This window comes from Ancylobacter mangrovi, assembly GCF_024752335.1.
GTDB lineage: Bacteria > Pseudomonadota > Alphaproteobacteria > Rhizobiales > Xanthobacteraceae > Ancylobacter > Ancylobacter mangrovi.
The window spans coordinates 45,515-61,880 of sequence record NZ_JANTHY010000002.1; the positions used below are offsets into that span (position 1 = coordinate 45,515).

15 protein-coding genes are annotated in these 16,366 nt (G+C 65.5%); 10 read left to right on the forward strand and 5 right to left on the reverse strand.

The genetic code is table 11. From position 1 onward, the window contains the following. Positions 1-34 precede the first annotated feature (34 nt). The 10 genes from NVS83_RS06055 (at position 35) to NVS83_RS06100 (ending at position 10,461) form a co-directional block, all read left to right on the forward strand. The gene (locus NVS83_RS06055; RefSeq protein WP_258738530.1) at positions 35-1,129 is read left to right on the forward strand and encodes an extracellular solute-binding protein; all 1,095 of its coding nucleotides are present in this window, start codon (positions 35-37) and stop codon (positions 1,127-1,129) included. 80 nt (positions 1,130-1,209) lie between these two features. Beyond that, entirely contained in the window at positions 1,210-2,016 is an 807-nt protein-coding gene (locus NVS83_RS06060) for an ABC transporter permease (RefSeq protein WP_258738531.1), read from the forward strand. Continuing rightward, entirely contained in the window at positions 2,013-2,837 is an 825-nt protein-coding gene (locus NVS83_RS06065) for an ABC transporter permease (RefSeq protein WP_258731580.1), read from the forward strand. The genes NVS83_RS06060 and NVS83_RS06065 overlap by 4 nt, the downstream gene beginning before the upstream one ends. A 2-nt stretch (positions 2,838-2,839) precedes the next feature. Next, complete coding sequence (locus NVS83_RS06070; protein ID WP_258739113.1) at positions 2,840-3,916, forward strand: ABC transporter ATP-binding protein; 1,077 nt, start codon at positions 2,840-2,842, stop codon at positions 3,914-3,916. Beyond that, positions 3,913-5,409 (forward strand): amidohydrolase family protein, encoded by a 1,497-nt coding sequence (locus tag NVS83_RS06075; RefSeq protein ID WP_258738532.1) that lies wholly within the window; start codon positions 3,913-3,915, stop codon positions 5,407-5,409. The genes NVS83_RS06070 and NVS83_RS06075 overlap by 4 nt, the downstream gene beginning before the upstream one ends. Beyond that, a complete protein-coding gene (locus tag NVS83_RS06080) occupies positions 5,406-5,888 on the forward strand; it encodes a GAF domain-containing protein (protein WP_258738533.1) in 483 nt (160 codons plus the stop codon). The genes NVS83_RS06075 and NVS83_RS06080 overlap by 4 nt, the downstream gene beginning before the upstream one ends. After that, positions 5,889-7,238, forward strand: coding sequence for an amidohydrolase family protein (locus tag NVS83_RS06085; RefSeq protein ID WP_258738534.1), 1,350 nt, complete (start codon positions 5,889-5,891; stop codon positions 7,236-7,238). It begins immediately after the preceding gene. A 23-nt stretch (positions 7,239-7,261) separates the two neighbouring features. Further along, positions 7,262-8,488 carry an amidohydrolase family protein gene (locus NVS83_RS06090; protein ID WP_258738535.1) on the forward strand — a complete coding sequence of 409 codons (1,227 nt, stop codon included), beginning with the start codon at positions 7,262-7,264 and terminating at the stop codon, positions 8,486-8,488. Between the two features lie 15 nt (positions 8,489-8,503). Further along, entirely contained in the window at positions 8,504-9,730 is a 1,227-nt protein-coding gene (locus tag NVS83_RS06095) for an amidase (protein ID WP_258738536.1), read from the forward strand. Further along, positions 9,727-10,461, forward strand: a complete 735-nt coding sequence (locus NVS83_RS06100; protein ID WP_258738537.1) for a TetR/AcrR family transcriptional regulator — start codon at positions 9,727-9,729, stop codon at positions 10,459-10,461. Before NVS83_RS06095 ends, NVS83_RS06100 begins: the two co-directional genes overlap by 4 nt. Positions 10,462-10,498: 37 nt before the next feature. Here the strand turns inward: NVS83_RS06100 and NVS83_RS06105 are convergent, their stop codons facing one another. From NVS83_RS06105 to NVS83_RS06125, 5 genes are all read right to left on the reverse strand, one after another. Beyond that, positions 10,499-11,833 carry an NAD(P)/FAD-dependent oxidoreductase gene (locus tag NVS83_RS06105; RefSeq protein ID WP_258738538.1) on the reverse strand — a complete coding sequence of 445 codons (1,335 nt, stop codon included), beginning with the start codon at positions 11,831-11,833 and terminating at the stop codon, positions 10,499-10,501. Between the two features lie 30 nt (positions 11,834-11,863). Next, positions 11,864-12,742, reverse strand: a complete 879-nt coding sequence (locus NVS83_RS06110; RefSeq protein WP_258738539.1) for an ABC transporter permease — start codon at positions 12,740-12,742, stop codon at positions 11,864-11,866. Continuing rightward, positions 12,739-13,746 carry an ABC transporter permease gene (locus tag NVS83_RS06115; protein WP_258738540.1) on the reverse strand — a complete coding sequence of 336 codons (1,008 nt, stop codon included), beginning with the start codon at positions 13,744-13,746 and terminating at the stop codon, positions 12,739-12,741. The genes NVS83_RS06110 and NVS83_RS06115 overlap by 4 nt, the downstream gene beginning before the upstream one ends. A gap of 10 nt (positions 13,747-13,756) precedes the next feature. Then, positions 13,757-14,830: an ABC transporter ATP-binding protein gene (locus tag NVS83_RS06120; RefSeq protein WP_258738541.1), complete on the reverse strand. Its 1,074-nt coding sequence runs from the start codon at positions 14,828-14,830 to the stop codon at positions 13,757-13,759. Between the two features lie 128 nt (positions 14,831-14,958). Further along, on the reverse strand, positions 14,959-16,098 hold the full coding sequence (locus tag NVS83_RS06125) for an extracellular solute-binding protein (RefSeq protein WP_258738542.1): 1,140 nt from the start codon (positions 16,096-16,098) through the stop codon (positions 14,959-14,961). Between the last annotated feature and the right edge of the window lie 268 nt (positions 16,099-16,366).

The following is a 16,366-nucleotide window of genomic DNA, read 5'->3' on the forward strand; positions in this document are numbered from 1 at the left end:
CTGTTCCGCTGCTTCCCTTTCCCGGAGACCCGCCATGTCGATCACACGCCGTGCCTTCAATCGCGCCGCACTGGCCGGCGCGGGCCTTGCCGCAGCCGGCCCCTTTGCTGGCGGCCTCATCCGACCCGCCAGTGCGGCCGAGCGTCTGCTCGTCGTGCAATGGGGCGCGCAATGGATCGAGGTCTCCAAGCAGATCGCGGCCGACTTCAACAAGACCAATGACACGCAGATCGCCTGGGAGCTGCATTCGGGCGGTTCGGCGGCGGTGATCGCCAAGATCAAAGCCGTGTGGCCGAACACGCAGTATAATGTCCTCTCCGTCTGGGACCCGGTCTTCCGCACCCTGATCAAGGAAGACTGGCTGGTGCCGATCGACGAGAGCATCGTCACCAATCTCGCCACCATCCCGGACCAGTTTATCCAGAAGAACGACAAGGGTCAGAAGATGACCGTGCCGCTTTCGACGGCCGGCGCCTTCTGGGGCTACCGCGAAGACCTGCTTCCGGGCGGCTTCGACTCCGTCGAGGATCTGCTGCGTCCCGAATTCAAGGGCAAGCTCTGCGTGCCCTATCCGATCAACCTCACCGGGCTGTTCATCGTGAGCTGTGCCATCCAGCGCGGCGGCGACGAGAAGAACGCCGAACCCGGCTGGGAATTCGTCAAGGAACTGGCCTCCAAGGGGCAGATCGGTGAAATCTGCACGAGCAATTCCGAGTACATCAACGCCATGGCGACGGGGCAGTATTCCGTCGGCTTCTGGAACAACGGCGGATGGTTCGCGACGGCGAAGAACTTCCCGGTCAAGCTGAAGAACCGCATGCCGGACAACAAGGGCTTCCTCTACAATGAGGGCTTCTGTGTGCTGAAGGGGTCTCCGGAAAAGGCCGCCTTCGAGTTCGCCAACTTCTTCGCCGAACCGAAGATGAACGAGCTTTACAACATGAACCTCGGCTCGGGCCCGACCCAGCCCTCGGCCAAGACCAACCCCATGCTGGTCGACTGGTACTACAAGCCCGACGAGCTGGCGAAATATGCCTATTTTGCCGACTTCGCTTATCTCAGCTCGGTGATGAACGAGTGGAACGCGCGCTGGGAGCGCGAGATCGTTCCGCTGGTCCGGCGCGGCTGAGCGGCGGCACCAGAATGGGCAGCGGCGCAAAGAGACGTCCGGGACTGACGGCGGCCATGCTCTGGCCGGCGCTTGTCATCATGGCGCCGCTGCTGCTCGGGCCGCTGCTTGCCCTCCTTCACGAGAGCCTGAAGCCCTATGTCGGCGGGCGCATCGGTGGCGACGATGCCGGTGCGCTCACGCTCGCGAACTATGCCGAGATCGCGGCGCCGGAATATGTGCGCTACTTCCTGGACACGTTTCGGGTCGGCCTCATCAGTTCCGGCCTTGCACTGGTGCTGGGCTTTCCGATGGCGCATTTCATCGTTCGCCGGGCAAGCCCGCCGGTGAGGCGCCTTCTGATCGGAGGACTGGTGGGGACGTTGTTCCTCAGCCTCATCGTTCGCGTCTACGCGATCTCGATGACCTTTGGTCCGCTCGGGCCGCTGTCGGGCTTCAGCCGGCTGCTCGGCATCAAGTCGAACAGCCCGGACGGAGCGGAGTTGATGGTTGTGCTCGGGCTCATGAATACGACGCTGCCGCTCGTCGCCCTCACGCTCATCGGCACGCTGCAGAACATCAATCCGCGTCTCGAGGAAGCGGCGATGTCCCTCGGCGCGCCGCGCTGGAAGACGTTTTTCCTCGTAACGGTGATGATGTGCCTGCCGGGGATCCTCTCCGCCGGAATCATTGCCTACGCGTTCTGCATCAGCAATCTGGTGGTTCCGATGCTGGTGGGGCGGGGCTTCATCCTGTTCGTGTCGAACCTCATCTACGCCCGGTTCTCGGAGGTCGCGAACTTCCCCGGCGGCGCCGCCCTTTCCATCGCCATGATGGTGATCTCGGTGGGGCTGTTCTACGGGCTGCTGCACCTGGTGCGCAGTACCTGGCAGGAGGCGGGCAAGTGAGCAAGCGGATCGCCGATGCGCTGTTCGAGGCGGCCTATCTCTCGCTGATCACGCTGTTCATCGCCTTTTCGGTGATCCCCGTGCTGGTCGCGCTCGTCCTCTCCTTCGACGCGCGCGGCTTCATGGGGCCGTTCCCTCCGACCCAGTTTTCGCTGCGCTGGTACGAGCGCTTCCTGGCCGACGACTACTATCACGCAGGCCTCGCAACGAGCCTGATCGTCGCCACCGTCGCGACGCTGATCGCGACGCTCGCGGGCACGCTCGCGGCGATCGCGTTGAGCCGGGCGACCTTCCGGGGCCGGGCCGCGCTGCAAGCGGCGCTGCTGTCGCCGCTGGTGGTGCCAAACGTCGTGCTCGGCTTCGGCATGCTCGTCTTTGCCGCGCGGCTGGGCATCGTCGACGGCATGACGCGGCTCATCATGGGGCACGTGCTGATCACGTTTCCCTATGTCATGCGAACCACCGCCGCCTCTCTGGTCGGCATCCGGGCGAGCTACTACGAGGCGGCGCTGAGCCTCGGGGCGCAGCCGTGGAAGGCTCTCGTGCAGGTGACGCTGCCGCTGGCACGCACGGGCATCCTCGCCGGCGCGACGTTCGGTTTCGTCACCTCCTTCGACGATGTGGGCGTCAGCCTGTTCCTCACCGATGCCTTCACTTACACGCTTCCTGTGGCGATCCTCGCCCAGATGCGCGCCAATCTTGATCTGACGATCGCAGCGCTGTCGGTCATCTTCGTCGTCGCGACCGTCCTTCTGATCGTGCTGCTCGATCGTCTTGCGGGGCTCGACGCGATCGTCGGGCGCGGAGTTTACGGGCGTTGAGCATGACTGTCCTCGAACTGCAGAACATCACGAAGCGCTTCGGCTCGGCGGCAGCGGTCGACGACGTTTCCTTCGAGGTCCAGCGCGGCGAGATCCTTGCCCTGCTCGGTCCCAGCGGCTGCGGCAAGACCACGACGCTGCGGATGATCGCAGGATTCGAATGGCCCGATGAGGGACGAATCTTCATCGGCGGCGACGACATGGAGTTGCGCCAGCCCTATGAGCGGAACGTCGGCCTCGTCTTCCAGGACTACGCCCTCTTCCCGCACATGAGCGTTGCGCAGAACATCGCCTTCGGCATGAAGAACCGCGGCGTGAAGCGGGCGGAAATCGGCCGACGCGTCGCGGAGGCGCTGGACCAGGTCCAGCTTCCCGGCATGGAGAGCCGGCGCCCGAGCGCCCTCAGCGGCGGCCAGCAGCAGCGCGTCGCCCTCGCCCGTGCGCTCGTCACGCGTCCGGATATCATGCTGCTGGACGAACCGTTGTCGAACCTCGATGCCAAGCTGCGCCTCCAGCTGCGCCGCGAGATCCGCACCATTCTGGGCACGTTCGGCTGCACCTCGATCATCGTCACCCATGATCAGGAAGAGGCCATGGGTCTCGCCGACCGCATCGTGCTGATGAACAAGGGGCGGATCGAGCAGATCGATACGCCGCACGCGCTCTACCAGGCACCCCGTACGCTGTTCGCCGCCGACTTCATCGGTCATGCCAACTGGATCGGCGGAATGCTGTCCCGACGCGGCGGCGAGGCTGGCGTCGTTAAGACGGCGCTGGGCGATATCCCGGTCATGTCGGGCGACCTCGGCGACGGACCGGCCACGCTCTGCATCCGCCCGGAACGGTTGGCCCTTCTCGATGCCGCCGACAGCCCGGACACCGCGCTCGACGCAGTGGTCGAGCGGCATGACCTGACGGGGGCGGATCTGCGCATCTGGTCGCGCCTTGCGGACGGAACGCTCGTCCAGTCGCTCGAAAAGAACGTCGGCCGGCAGCTTCCCGAGCCGGGCGCACCTGTAAGGCTCGGCTTCCGGATGGCGGACTGTGTCGTCCTTCCCGGCAGGAGACCGGAAGCATGACGGCGCGCCCATTGGCAATCCGTGGCGGGCTCGTCGCCTTTCCTTCGCAAGGCGAGATTCGCCCCGCCGACCTCCTTGTCGCGGACGGCCGCATCGCTGCCGTTCTGCCGCCGGGAGCCTCCATGCCGGAGGATGCCGAACGTCTCGATGCATCGGATCGGCTGGTTATGCCGGGCCTCGTGAATGCCCATACGCACAGCCATCTCGCCATCGCCAAGGGCATATCGCGCTCCTGGACACTTGAGCTTCACCTGCACAACGGGCCCTGGACCGGCGGTGGGCAGAACCTCGCGGATCGCTACCTGCTGGCACAGGCCTCGGCAGCGGAGATGCTGCTGAAGGGCTGCACGGCCTGCTACGACCTGGTGCTGGAACTGCCCAGCCCTTCGCCCGAAGGCATGTTCGCCACGGCATCGGGCTATCTCGACGCGGGCATGCGAGCCGTCGTCGCGCCGATGCTTGCGGACCGGACCTTCTGGCAGGCGATCCCCGGCCTGCGCGAGGCCTTGCCGGCTGAGGCGCAGGCTCAGGTCGACGCCATCCGCCTCGGCGGACACGATAGTGCGCTCGAGGCCTGCCAGCGCATTCTCGCCGAATGGCCCCATGACCGCACGCGCGTACGCCCCGGTCTTGCACCCACCATTCCGCTGCACTGCTCCGACGATTTCTGGACCGGATGCCGCGCTCTTGCCGATCACTACGGCGCACCGATGCACACGCATCTGGCGGAATCGAAGATCCAGGCCCTTGCCGGCCAGGCGCGTTATGGCATGAGCCTCACGGCTCATCTCGACCGGCTCGGCATTCTGGCCCCCGATGTGACCGCCGCCCACGGCATCTGGCTCGATGCGGCCGATCTGGAGATCCTGGCGAAGCGCGGCTGTTCGGTCGCGCATAACCCGTCGAGCAATTTCCGGCTGGGCAGCGGCGTCGCCGATGTCCCGGCCATGGTGAGCGCCGGGATTCGGGTCGGCCTCGGCAGCGATGCGTGCAGCTGTTCGGATCACCAGAACCTGTTCGAAGTGATGCGCCTCGCCTGCTACCTGCCGCGCACCGCCTCATTCGATCCCGAGGATTGGCTGACCCCGCGCGACATTTTCGAGATGGCGACCTGCGGCAGCGCGCGGGCGCTCGGCCTGCAGGAAGTGACCGGCGACATCCGCCCCGGTCTGGCCGCCGATCTCGTCTTCCTCGATCTCGGCTCGGTGAACTTCACCCCGCTCAACGACGCGATCCATCAGCTGGTTTTTGCCGAAGAAGGTCGCAGCATCACGCGCGTCATGGTGGGGGGGCGTACCGTGGTGCAGGACGGGCGCCTGCTCGCGATCGACTACCCGGCGCTAAGGGCGCGGCTGAACGAGCGGGCCCGCGAGATCTTTACTGCCAACGCCTCGCGCAAGGCGACCCTTTCCGCCATCGAACCCTTCGTCAGCCATTTCTGCGTCGGCCTCGCGCAGGGACGCATCGAACTCGCCGGGAGCCTCCCCTCATGAGCACGACGACCGATGCCGCCGGCCTGAAGGCCGCCCTCGCGCCCCTGCTGACGCAGCTGATGGCGCTCACGGGCGCCATGCGGTGTACGGTGCGCATGGATTACCCCGCGCTTGGCCTCAGCGTGAACGTGCCTTGCGCCGAGGTGCTTGCCCCCTCGGCCGTAACCATGATGGGCAACAGCGCCGTCGATCATCGCCGGGCTCGAACCGTACGGTGGATCGAGAAAAACCGTCGGACACTCGTTCAGGGCGATGTCTTCGCAGACGCCTCTCTCGCCCCTCCTCAAGCGCTGGTACAGATCTTCGGCACCCGCTCGCAAATCGTCGCGCCCCTGATCGGTCGCGACGATTACCTCTTCGGCTGGGTCTCGGCACATTTCGCCCAGGGCCCACGCGAATTCGAGCCCGCCATTGTCGCCGCGATGGAGGAGGCGCGCATCGCTGCGCTGGCTGTTCCCGGCATGCCGCTGGAGATCTGAATGGACTCCGCCCCCGCCGCGCCCTTCGACCTTCTCATCGAGAATGTGCTCGTCATCACGGGCGAGCCGGGCGCCGCGCCGATCCATGGCGGACGGATCGCCGTGCGGGGCGATCGCCTCGCTCTGGTCGACACCGCCAGCGGCCCGCCTCCACTGGCGCGTGAGATCGTCGACGGGCGAGGGCTGCTGGCCATCCCAGGGCTGATCAACGTCCACACCCATTCCGTGCTCTCGCTGATGCGCGGCGTGGCCGAAGACATGGGCTTCGCGCCGGCCTATACGCCCGGCGTGCCCCAAGGCCACGCCATCGCTGCCGAGGATGCCGTGGCGCTCGCCCGCCTCGGCGCGCTGGAGTCCTTGAAGTTCGGCACGACCCTCATCAACGACATGTATGTCCATGTCGAAGAGACGCTTCCCGCCATGGCCGAACTCGGCCTGCGGGTGAGCGCGAGCGACCGGCTGCACGATGTGGACTTCACTCGCGTGCAGCAGGGACGGTGGGAATACGATCCGAACATAGGCCGGCGATCGCTCGAGGCCGCACTGGCGCTGGCCGAACGTTTCCATGGCAGTCATGACGGCCGGGTCTCGGTCGCCCTTGGCCCGCACGCACCGGACACCTGCTCGCGCGATTTTCTCACCGAGATCCGCGCCGCGCGCGAGGCCACCGGCCTCGTGGTCTCGACCCACCTCTCCCAGAGCCGGCTCGAGGTCGAATTGATCGCCCGCCGCGATGGCATGACGCCGACGGAGCTGCTCGACGATGTCGGCCTTCTCGACGACCGTCTGATCGCCGCCCACTGCATCATGATGAACGATACCGATATTGCCCGGGCCGGCGCAGCCGGCATCACGGTCGCGCACGTGCCCAAGGGCAATGCCGGCGGCGGCATGATGGCCCCGACCCGGCGCCTCAGGGAAGCCGGTGCCAATCTCGCCCTTGCGACCGACAATCTGCTTGGCGACATGATCGAGGCCATGCGCTGGGCGCTGTGCATCGGCCGGCTGCAGGCCGGCGGCGTGGCCCCCGACTGGCAGCCCGAGGACGTCTTCGCGATGGCGACGCTGAACGGCGCCCGCGCCCTCCGGCTCGATCAGGACATCGGATCGCTGGTTCCGGGCAAGAAGGCCGATATCGTGCTCGTCGACATTGATCGACCGAGCTTCGTACCTCTGCTGGACCCGTTGGGAAATCTGGTTCATTGCGGCCAGGGAAGCCACGTCCGGCATGTATTCATCGACGGCATTGCCCGTGTGCGCGACGGACGCGCGGTAGGCGTCGATGAGGAAAGCATCTGCCGGCAGGCCCAGCGGGCCGCCGAGACGATTTGGCAACAGGCGGCGGCTTGAGCCGGCGCGAGGGAGCATTGTCGATGGATCTGATCATACGGAACGCCCGTCTTCCCGATGCCCCGGAGCATCTGACCGATATCGGAATTTCAGCGGGCCGCATCGCGGCGATCGAGCCGAACCTCAGCGCCGAGGGAGAGGAACTGGATGTCGGCGGTCGTCTCGTCGCGCCGGGTTTTGTCGAAACCCACATCCATCTCGACAAGTCCTGCATTCTGGACCGTTGCCAGTCGCAAAAAGGCGATCTCGCCGAAGCCATTGGCGAGGTCGCCAAGGCCAAGGCGGGCTTCACCCCGGAAGACGTCTACCAGCGCGGCAAGCGCACGCTGGAGAAGTGCCTGATGCAGGGCACGACCCATATGCGAACCCAGCTCGAGGTCGATCCCGGCATCGGCCTGCGCGGCCTTGAAGGTGTGCTGCCGCTGATCGAGGAATATCGCTGGGCGATCGACATCGAGATCTGCGTGTTCCCGCAGGAGGGCCTGCTCAACAATCCCGGTACGGACGAGCTGATGGTCGAGGCTCTGAAGAAGGGCGCGCGGGTCGTCGGCGCCGCGCCCTACACGGATTCGGACCCGCACGGCCAGATCGACCGGGTCTTCGAGATGGCGCGCGAGTTCGACGCCGACATCGACATGCATCTCGACTTCGGCCCGACGGCCGAGAACCTCGATCTCGACTATGTCTGTGCCATGGCGGACCGCTATCGCTGGGGCGGGCGCACGGCCATCGGCCACGTCACGAAGCTTTCCGCCGCAAGCGCCACGCGCTTCGACGCCGCGGCGCAACGCATGCGCGACGCCGGCGTCGCGCTCACCGTCCTGCCCTCGACCGATCTCTTCCTCATGGGACGCGATTGCGAGTGCAACCAGCCGCGTGGCGTCACCCACGCCCACAAGCTCGTCCACCACGGCGTGAATTGCTCGCTCTCGACCAACAACGTGTTGAACCCGTTCACGCCTTTCGGTGACTGTTCCCTGATCCGCATGGCGAACCTCAACGCAAACATCTGCCATATCGGCGCGACCGAAGACATTCGCGAGTGTTTCAACATGATCACCGAGCGTTCCGCGCGCCTCATCAATGCCCGCGACTATGGCCTTGCCCCGGGCAAGTCGGCGGACTTCGTCGTGCTCGACTGCCAGACCCGGGAAGCGGCCGTCGCCGAACTTGCCCCGGTGCTGTTCGCCTACAAGCGCGGACGACGCACCATGACCCGTCCGGCAGCGACGCTGCATCTCCCGAACTGAAACGAGTGCCTTCCAATGCCGCCTGCCAATATCTGTGATCATCCACCGGCCGAACGTTTCGGGGCCTTCTGCCACGACAACCATGTCGGCGCGCCGGGAGCGGATGCCGGTCCGCTCTCGGGGCTTTCCTTCGCGATCAAGGACGTGTTCGATGTGGCGGGCAGCCGGACGGGCTTCGGCCACCCCGCCTGGCTTGCCTCCCATGAGCCGGCCGACGCCACGGCGGCGGCTGTCATCCGGCTGCTCGACGCCGGCGCGGATCTGGTCGGTCGCACGCTCAGCGACGAACTCTGCTATTCGCTTTCCGGCGAGAACTTCCATTATGGGATGCCGGTCAACCCGGCCGCCCGCGATCGCCTGCCTGGCGGATCCTCCAGCGGTTCGGCGGTTGCCGTGGCGGGAAAGATCGTGGACTTCGCGCTCGGCACCGATTGCGGCGGCTCGGTGCGTGTCCCGGCGGCCTATTGCGGCCTGTTCGGGATAAGGCCGACCCACGGACGCATTTCGCTCACGGGCATCTGTCGCTTTGCTCCACGCTTCGACACGGTCGGCTGGTTCGCGCGCGACCCGGCATTGCTGAAGCGCGTCGGCGACGTGCTTCTCGGCGAAACGGCCACCTCCGGTTTCAACCGCCTGGTCATCGCGACGGACGCCTTCGACCACTGCGACGCCCGCGTTCGTGCGGTGCTCGATGCCGGCGTTCAGCGCCTCTCGAACCTCTTTCCCGACCACGTCTCACAACCGCTGAGCCCCGAGGGGCTGGGCACCTGGCTCGACGTCTTCCGCACCGTGCAGGCGAGTGAAATCTGGCAGTCTCTCGGGCCGTGGATCGAGCGCGTCCACCCGACCTTCGGCGATGGTGTCGGCCAGCGTCTGGCTGCCGCCGCCCTCGTGGATTCCAACGAGGCCGCCTCCGCCCGCCAGCGCGCCGACGCGATCGCGTCCGAGCTGTCGGCCAAGATCGGCGAGCAGGACCTCGTCTGCCTGCCCACCACGCCGGGCGCCGCACCGCCGCGCGACAGCTCGACGGCCCAGGTGGAGAACGATTATCGACGCCAGGCCATGGAATTGCTGTGTCCCGCCGGTCTCGGAGGACTGCCGCAGGTCACCATTCCGATCGGGGTCGTAGACGGCGCGCCCGTGGGATTGTCGATCATGGCGCGACGCGGCAAGGATATGGACCTGCTCACTCTGGCCGCGCAGTGCTTTTCCGATGCGCCATTCCAACCGGAGAACGGATGACGACCGCCACGCCAAACTCTGCCGAAGATCGCCAGGAAGATTCGTCGTCCACGGAGCCACCCGACACCGTTTCGGCGGAGACGCGCCCGCGTAGACGTTCGCCGGCTAAACGCAATGCCGCCGTTACCCGCCAGCGCATCCTTGAAGTGGCAATGGCCGAGTTCGCCGATCACGGCTTCAGCGGTGGCCGCATCGACCGCATTTCCGCCGCGGCCGACGTCAACGTCAGCATGATCTACCACTATTTCAGCAACAAGGACGATCTCTACCTCGCGGCCCTCGAGGCATCGTACAAGATCATCCGCGACCGTGAGAAGACACTCGATGTCGCCGATGCCAATCCGCGGCAGGCGCTGAAAGCGTTGGTCGAGCTCACCTTCGACTTCCTCAGCACCGACTCGTATTTCGTGCGACTGATCATGAACGAGAACCTCATGATGGGCCGCATGGTGCAGCAATCGGCAACCATTCCCCATATGACGCGCCCATTGCTGGATTCACTACGAACCATTCTGAAATCGGGCCAGAAGGCAAACGTGTTCCGAAAGAACATCGACGCCGAGAACCTTTACGTGTCGATCCTCGGCCTGTGCTTCATCCACGTGTCGAACCGCTACACGCTGAGCAGCATGTTCCAGCACGACTTCTCGGAACCGGAATGGCTTGCGAAGCGCCGCCTCGTCGTCGTGGACGTCGTGACGAGCTACGTGGCCAACGTCAAAGCCAAGTGATGCTCTGCGCTAGCTGACATCACGCCCAATAGCTTGGTCACACCCACACCGTGGCCGGGTGCCGGGTGCCGTCGAAGAAGCGCCCATGGCGAAACGGCGTCGGGTCGACGATCGGCACGTCGCCCGTCACGAGATCGGCGGCCAGTCGTCCACCGGCGGGTCCAAGCCCGAAGCCGTGCCCGCTGAATCCGGTCGCGACATAGCAGCCCGGCGCCTTGTCGATCGCCGAGATGACCGGCACGGCATCCGGCATGGAATCGATGAGCCCGCCCCAGGTCTCCGCGATCCCCACGCCCTTCATGGCGGGAAAGGCGGCCTGGAACTGCCCCATGGTCTTCGCGATGAGTTTCTTGTCCGGCACGGGGTCGAGCACGCGCGTGACCTCGAACGGCGAAATGCCGTCCGTGCGCCACTTCCTGAGCGATTCCGGCCCCTCGAAAAAGGAACGCCCGACCCTGATGCTGAGCCCGCGCCCCCGCTTGATGAGCAGCGGCAGGAAGTCGGCGGCGTAGCGGATGCCCTGCGGTGTGATGTCGACCCGGCCGGTGCCGCGCATGGCCACCGAATAGCCCCCGTCTAGGCGCCGACGGAAGGAGAAGCCCGGGCTGCCGACGCCGCCCGTTCCCTCGCTCACCTGCGGAGCCGCCTGCGTACGCAACACTGAAGCGAAGACGCCGGCCTGCGGCAGGCTGATCCCCTGATGCCGCAGGAGCATCGAGGTCCAGGCGCCTCCGGCGCAAAGCACGGCGTCGGTCCTGATGGTGCCCCGCTCTGTGACCACCGCGGAGACGGCGCCCGCCGAGGTCTCCCATCCGCGCACCGCGCAATTCTGGACGATGACCGCCCCGAGCCTCCGGGCGCCCCGGGCGATGGCGGGAGCGGCCTTGGACGGTTCGGCGACGCCGTCGATCGGAGAGTACAGGCCCGCGACCCACTGGTCGGTGGTGCCCGGCAGCATAGTGCGGAGCTCGGCCGCGTTCAGGATGCGCCCCTGCGTCTGGAAGGCGCGCTTCTGCTCGAGCATGTCCTCCCAATTGGCGACCTCCGCCGGATCGCGCGTCACGACCATCATGCCGGTGCGGCGAAATCCCGTCTCCTCGCCCAGTTCGCCGTCGAGTTTGCCCCACAGATCCGTGCTCGCCATGGCGAGCGGCATTTCCGGCAGGGCGCGCCCCTGCTGGCGGACCCAGCCCCAGTTCCGGCTGGACTGCTCGCCGGCGATGCGTCCCTTCTCCACGACCACGACCGAATGGCCCTTGCGCGCAAGGTAATAGGCCGCGCTGACGCCGATGATGCCGCCGCCCACGATCACCACATCGGCGCGTTCGGGAAGTCGCTCATCGCTGGGTACGCTGTCGACGGGAGGAGACATGGCCTCGTTCCTTGCTGGTCTGACGAACCTTCATTCGGCCGGGATGGGGGCCAGTTCGGCCTCCTCGGCCCTCGCCGCCTCGGCGCGCCGTGCCCGGCCCCTCTGGTCCTCGCGTCGCTTGATCAGCTCATAGGCGAGCGCGGCGCACAGGGTGACTGCGACGATGATGGTCGCCAGTGCCGAAATGGTCGGTGTGGAGCCCTGCCGCACCCGGCCGGCCAGGACCGTGGTCAGCGTCTTGTCCGAGAGAATGGCGAAGGTCGTCGTATTGTAGTTCTCGAACGACGACAGAAACGCCAGCACGGCCGCGGAAAACAGGGCGGGCTTCAGGAACGGCAGCAGGATGTGGCGGAACACCTGCGGATAGGAGGCGCCGAGGTCGAGCGCGGCCTCCTCCTGCGAGCGGTCGAAACGCTGCAGCCGGGCCAGGATGATCAGCATGCAATAGGCCGAGATGAAGCTCGCATGGCCCAGGACCGTGAGGATGACGCCGTCATAGAAGAACTTGGTGCTGGTGACAGTCGTCAGCTCGCGCCAGAACACCACGGTCGAGATGCCGATGATGATGCCCGGGGTCAGCACCGGCGAGACCACGACCAGATAGTAGAAGGAGCGCGCGAGCGGCGCGATCTGGGTCATGACGATGGCGCCGGCCAGCCCGATCGGCACCGAGATGCAGACCACCAGAAAGCCGATCAACAGGCTGGTGCGGAAGCCCTCCATCATGTCCCGGTCGGCGAACAGCTTGCCGAACCATCCGGTCGTGAAACCTTCGATCGGCCAGACCTGCGGGTATTCCGGCGTGTTGAAGGCGGAGACCACCATGACGACCAGCGGACCCAGCAGGTAGACGAAGAAGATCGCGATGTAGAGCGCGAACATGACGCGTTGGAAGGGACCAGCCGTCACCGGGTGATCTCCCCGAGCTTCAGGCCCGTGATCCGCAGGACCGTCAGCACGAAGACGATGCAGGCGACGAGCAGGAGGAAGGCGTAGGCGGCGCCCTGCGGCCAGTTGAAGAGCTGGTAGAAGCGGTCATAGACGATCGGCGTGAACCACATGGTTCGCGGTCCGCCGAGCACCATGGGCGTGGCGACCGCGCCGGTGCACAGCATGAACACGAGCGTGCATCCCGAGGCGATGCCGGGCTTGGCGTGCGGCATGACGATGAAGGCGTGGATGTGCCACCACGGCGCCCCGAGATCGCGCGCCGCCTCGATCTGATTCCTGTCGAGGCTTTCGATCGCGTTGTAGAGCGGGAAGATCATCAGCAGCAGATAGGCGTAGCTCAACCCCATATAGAGGCCGACATCGGCCGCGAGGAAGTCGAACGGCTCGCTCGTCAATCCGAGGCCCATCAGCGCCTGGTTGACGATGCCTCCTGAAGATAGGAGCACGCGGAACGCGAAGGCGCGCAGGATGTCGTTCACCCAGTAGGGAACGATGAGCAGCAGCAGCAGGACCCTCAGCCTCTCCGCGGTGGCGGACTGCGCCATGTGATAGGCGAGCGGGTAGCAGATGGCGAAATTCAACAGCGTTATCAGGATGCTGGCGAAGATGGTCGTGAAGAAGGCGTTGATGTGGATCCAGTTCCAGTGAGCCGTCGACGTCAGGGATCCAAAGAGGAAGTAGCGGTAGTTCTGCAGCGTGTAGACGTCCTTCGGCCCACCCATCTGCGACAGCGGAAGCTTCGGCCGGAACGACAGGTCCACCATGTAGATCATCGGCAGGACGATGATGAACAGCGCCCAGAAGCCGACCGCGATGATGAGGTAGAGCGCGATCGGCCATCCGTTGCGCTGGAAAAAGCCGGGCCGGCTCGTGGACGTCCCCGTGCCTTCGACGCGTGCGATCAGCCAGAAGGCGATCACCACGACCAGCGGCAGCAGGAGAATGACGTAGATGCTCCTCATGGCCGCCCCCTCAGTGGTTTGCCGGCAGGGCGAGCAACAGCCCGTCCTTCGGCTCGAAGCCCACGCGGAGGTTCTCATTGCTGGAAGGTGCACCGGCGCCGCCGCCGATGGTGGCGGTGATCTTCTGGCCGGTACGTACCCGCAGGGTCACATGGGTGACGCTGCCTTCATAGGCGACATCGAGGGTTTCGCCCTCGAAGCCGACCGTCGAGCCGTTCGCCCTCAGCTCCAGCGACTCCGGGCGCACGAACAGCAGCGCCTCGGCGCCCGGAGTCAGGCCGACGGGGTTCCGGCCCTTGAGCGTGCCGAGCGGCGTCTCCAGCGTCGCAAATCCATCCTCCACCGATGCCACCCGACCGCGTATCCGGTTGTTCTCGCCGACGAAGGAGGCAACGAAGGGGGTGCGCGGCTCGGCATAGACGGCACGTCCGTCGCCGACCTGCTCGATCACCCCGGCATTCATCACGGCGATGCGGTCCGACATGGTCAGCGCCTCGCCCTGGTCGTGGGTTATGTAGATGAAGGTGATGCCCACGCGCTTCTGGATGGCGCGCAACTCCGCCCTCATGTGCTGGCGCAGCTTGAGATCGAGCGCCGAGAGCGGCTCGTCGAGCAACAGCACCGAGGGCTCGACCGCAAGCGCGCGGGCGATGGCGACGCGCTGCTTCTGCCCGCCCGAGAGCTCGGAGACCTTCTTGTGGCCGTGCTCGGTCAGCGCGACCTGGATGAGCAGGTTCTTCACCTTCTCGTCGCGCTCGTGGCGGGGCACACCGCGAACGCGCAGGCCATAGCCGATGTTCTCGGCCACGCTCATCATCGGGAACAAGGCGAGGTTCTGGAAGATGAGGGCGGTCGGCCGCTTGTTCGGTCCGAAGCCCTTCATGTCCTCCCCGCCGATGCGCACGCTGCCGCGGGTCGGCTCGATGAAACCGGAAATGGTGCGCAGGAGCGTGGTCTTGCCACAGCCGGAGGGGCCGAGAAACGAGAAGAACTCGCCCGGCTCGATGGTGAGGTTGGCGTCCCGGACGGCGACGAACTCGCCAAACGTCACATTGACGCCTTCAAGCTCCACGGCTGCGGCCATACGGTTTTTCCACGCACAGAGATAGCGATCGGCCACGGGCGGGCCGGGATAGCGAAAGCGAGACGCGCGGCCTTGCAGGAAGGCGGGTCGGCCAGCCGGCTGCCCGCCCTCCATGGCGCGCTGCGTGCTCAGGCCGCCTTGAACTTTTCGGCGTATTCGTTGCGAAGCTGCGTGTACCAGGACGTGTCCGGGGGCCGCAGCCAGAGCTTGTCCAGCGCGTCGCCGGGATAGGCCTCGGCGAAGTTCTTCTTGGACGCCTCGGAGAGGAAGGCGTCCGCTCCCTTCACCACCGGATTGTAGCCCGAGCCGTCGGCCACCATGGCGGCCACTTCCGGCGTGTGGACGAAGTTGAGGAACTCGTAGGCCTGATCGATGTTCGTCGCGCCCTTGGTCATGGCCCAGCCGTCGATCCAGGTGATCGCGCCCTCCTGCGGGGCCATGAAGCTCACGGGCTTGCCCTGCTTCTTGAGCGAAAGGATCGGCCCGTCCCAGGTCTGGCCGATCACGCAGCCATTTTCGAGAAAACCGGACTTGGTATTGTCGGCGCTGTCCCAGAACTGCTTGATCTGGGCCTTGTTCTCCACCGCGAACTTGGTGATCGGGTCGTAGATCTTGCGAGCCGTCTCCTCGTCCTTGTAGCTGTCGCGCATCCGGTCGGTGGGTAGCTTGCCGCTGGCGTCCCACCACAGGCCGATGCCGAGCAGCAGCGAGTGCGGGCGGCCCTGGAGCTTGCCCTTGTACTCGGGCGCCCAAAGCGTTCCGAAGCTGAGGCTGTCGTACTTCAGGTCGGTCAGGTCGGTGCGCCAGGAAATGGCCTCCGTGCCCCAGCAATGCGGCACGTGATAGAGCTTGCCGTCCCAGGTCCACAGGCTGGTCGACCCCGCCAGCATGGTCGGGATGATGGCGTCGAGCTTCAGCTTGTTGGTGTCGAACGGAGCGATCACTTCCAGTTCGCGGAATTCGGGCGCCCGGCTGAAGGACGGCATGCACAGGTCGAAGCCCTCGCCGTCGGTCGCCTGCAGCTTATTGATCTGCTCCTCATTCTGCGAGAATGGGGTGGTGCGAACCTTGATGCCGGTCTTCTTGGTGAACTCAGGAATTACCGGGTTGGGGACTTCGTCGCTCCACGTCAGCAGGCTGAGTTCACCCGATGAGGCGAACGCGTTGCGCACGATGTAAGGGGCGCCGATTGCCGCGGTGCCGGCACCGAGAGCGCCCTTCAGGAAGGTGCGGCGATTGAACGCCCGCGCGGCCCTCAGGGTTTTCATGGCGGAGGAACCGTTATTCTTCGGGGAGTGGAGCATGACGGCATGTCCTTCGGATGAACGGATGGGAAGTCGGCCGCGGTTCAGGCGGCGAAGCGAAGGCAGTCGCTTACGGCAAGGGCATCCCACAGCAACACGGCCATACGGCACCCCCTTTCATTCCAATAGATAGAATGGTATGTCGCTAGATAGAATGAAAATCTGCCGAGAGAGTGTCAAGTGCGTTTGTGGGCACGAATTAAGCCTGCATGATATTTGCGCAAATTCGGGT

What these genes read in the sequence shown, in the direction of transcription:
- NVS83_RS06055 (WP_258738530.1), top strand. Translation starts at nt 35, where the DNA reads ATGTCGATCACACGCCGTGCCTTCAATCGCGCCGCACTGGCCGGCGCG.
- NVS83_RS06060 (WP_258738531.1), top strand. Translation starts at nt 1,210, where the DNA reads ATGGCGCCGCTGCTGCTCGGGCCGCTGCTTGCCCTCCTTCACGAGAGC.
- NVS83_RS06070 (WP_258739113.1), top strand. Translation starts at nt 2,840, where the DNA reads ATGACTGTCCTCGAACTGCAGAACATCACGAAGCGCTTCGGCTCGGCG.
- NVS83_RS06075 (WP_258738532.1), top strand. Translation starts at nt 3,913, where the DNA reads ATGACGGCGCGCCCATTGGCAATCCGTGGCGGGCTCGTCGCCTTTCCT.
- NVS83_RS06080 (WP_258738533.1), top strand. Translation starts at nt 5,406, where the DNA reads ATGAGCACGACGACCGATGCCGCCGGCCTGAAGGCCGCCCTCGCGCCC.
- NVS83_RS06085 (WP_258738534.1), top strand. Translation starts at nt 5,889, where the DNA reads ATGGACTCCGCCCCCGCCGCGCCCTTCGACCTTCTCATCGAGAATGTG.
- NVS83_RS06090 (WP_258738535.1), top strand. Translation starts at nt 7,262, where the DNA reads ATGGATCTGATCATACGGAACGCCCGTCTTCCCGATGCCCCGGAGCAT.
- NVS83_RS06095 (WP_258738536.1), top strand. Translation starts at nt 8,504, where the DNA reads ATGCCGCCTGCCAATATCTGTGATCATCCACCGGCCGAACGTTTCGGG.
- NVS83_RS06100 (WP_258738537.1), top strand. Translation starts at nt 9,727, where the DNA reads ATGACGACCGCCACGCCAAACTCTGCCGAAGATCGCCAGGAAGATTCG.
- NVS83_RS06105 (WP_258738538.1), bottom strand. Translation starts at nt 11,833, where the DNA reads ATGTCTCCTCCCGTCGACAGCGTACCCAGCGATGAGCGACTTCCCGAA.
- NVS83_RS06115 (WP_258738540.1), bottom strand. Translation starts at nt 13,746, where the DNA reads ATGAGGAGCATCTACGTCATTCTCCTGCTGCCGCTGGTCGTGGTGATC.
- NVS83_RS06120 (WP_258738541.1), bottom strand. Translation starts at nt 14,830, where the DNA reads ATGGCCGCAGCCGTGGAGCTTGAAGGCGTCAATGTGACGTTTGGCGAG.
- NVS83_RS06125 (WP_258738542.1), bottom strand. Translation starts at nt 16,098, where the DNA reads ATGAAAACCCTGAGGGCCGCGCGGGCGTTCAATCGCCGCACCTTCCTG.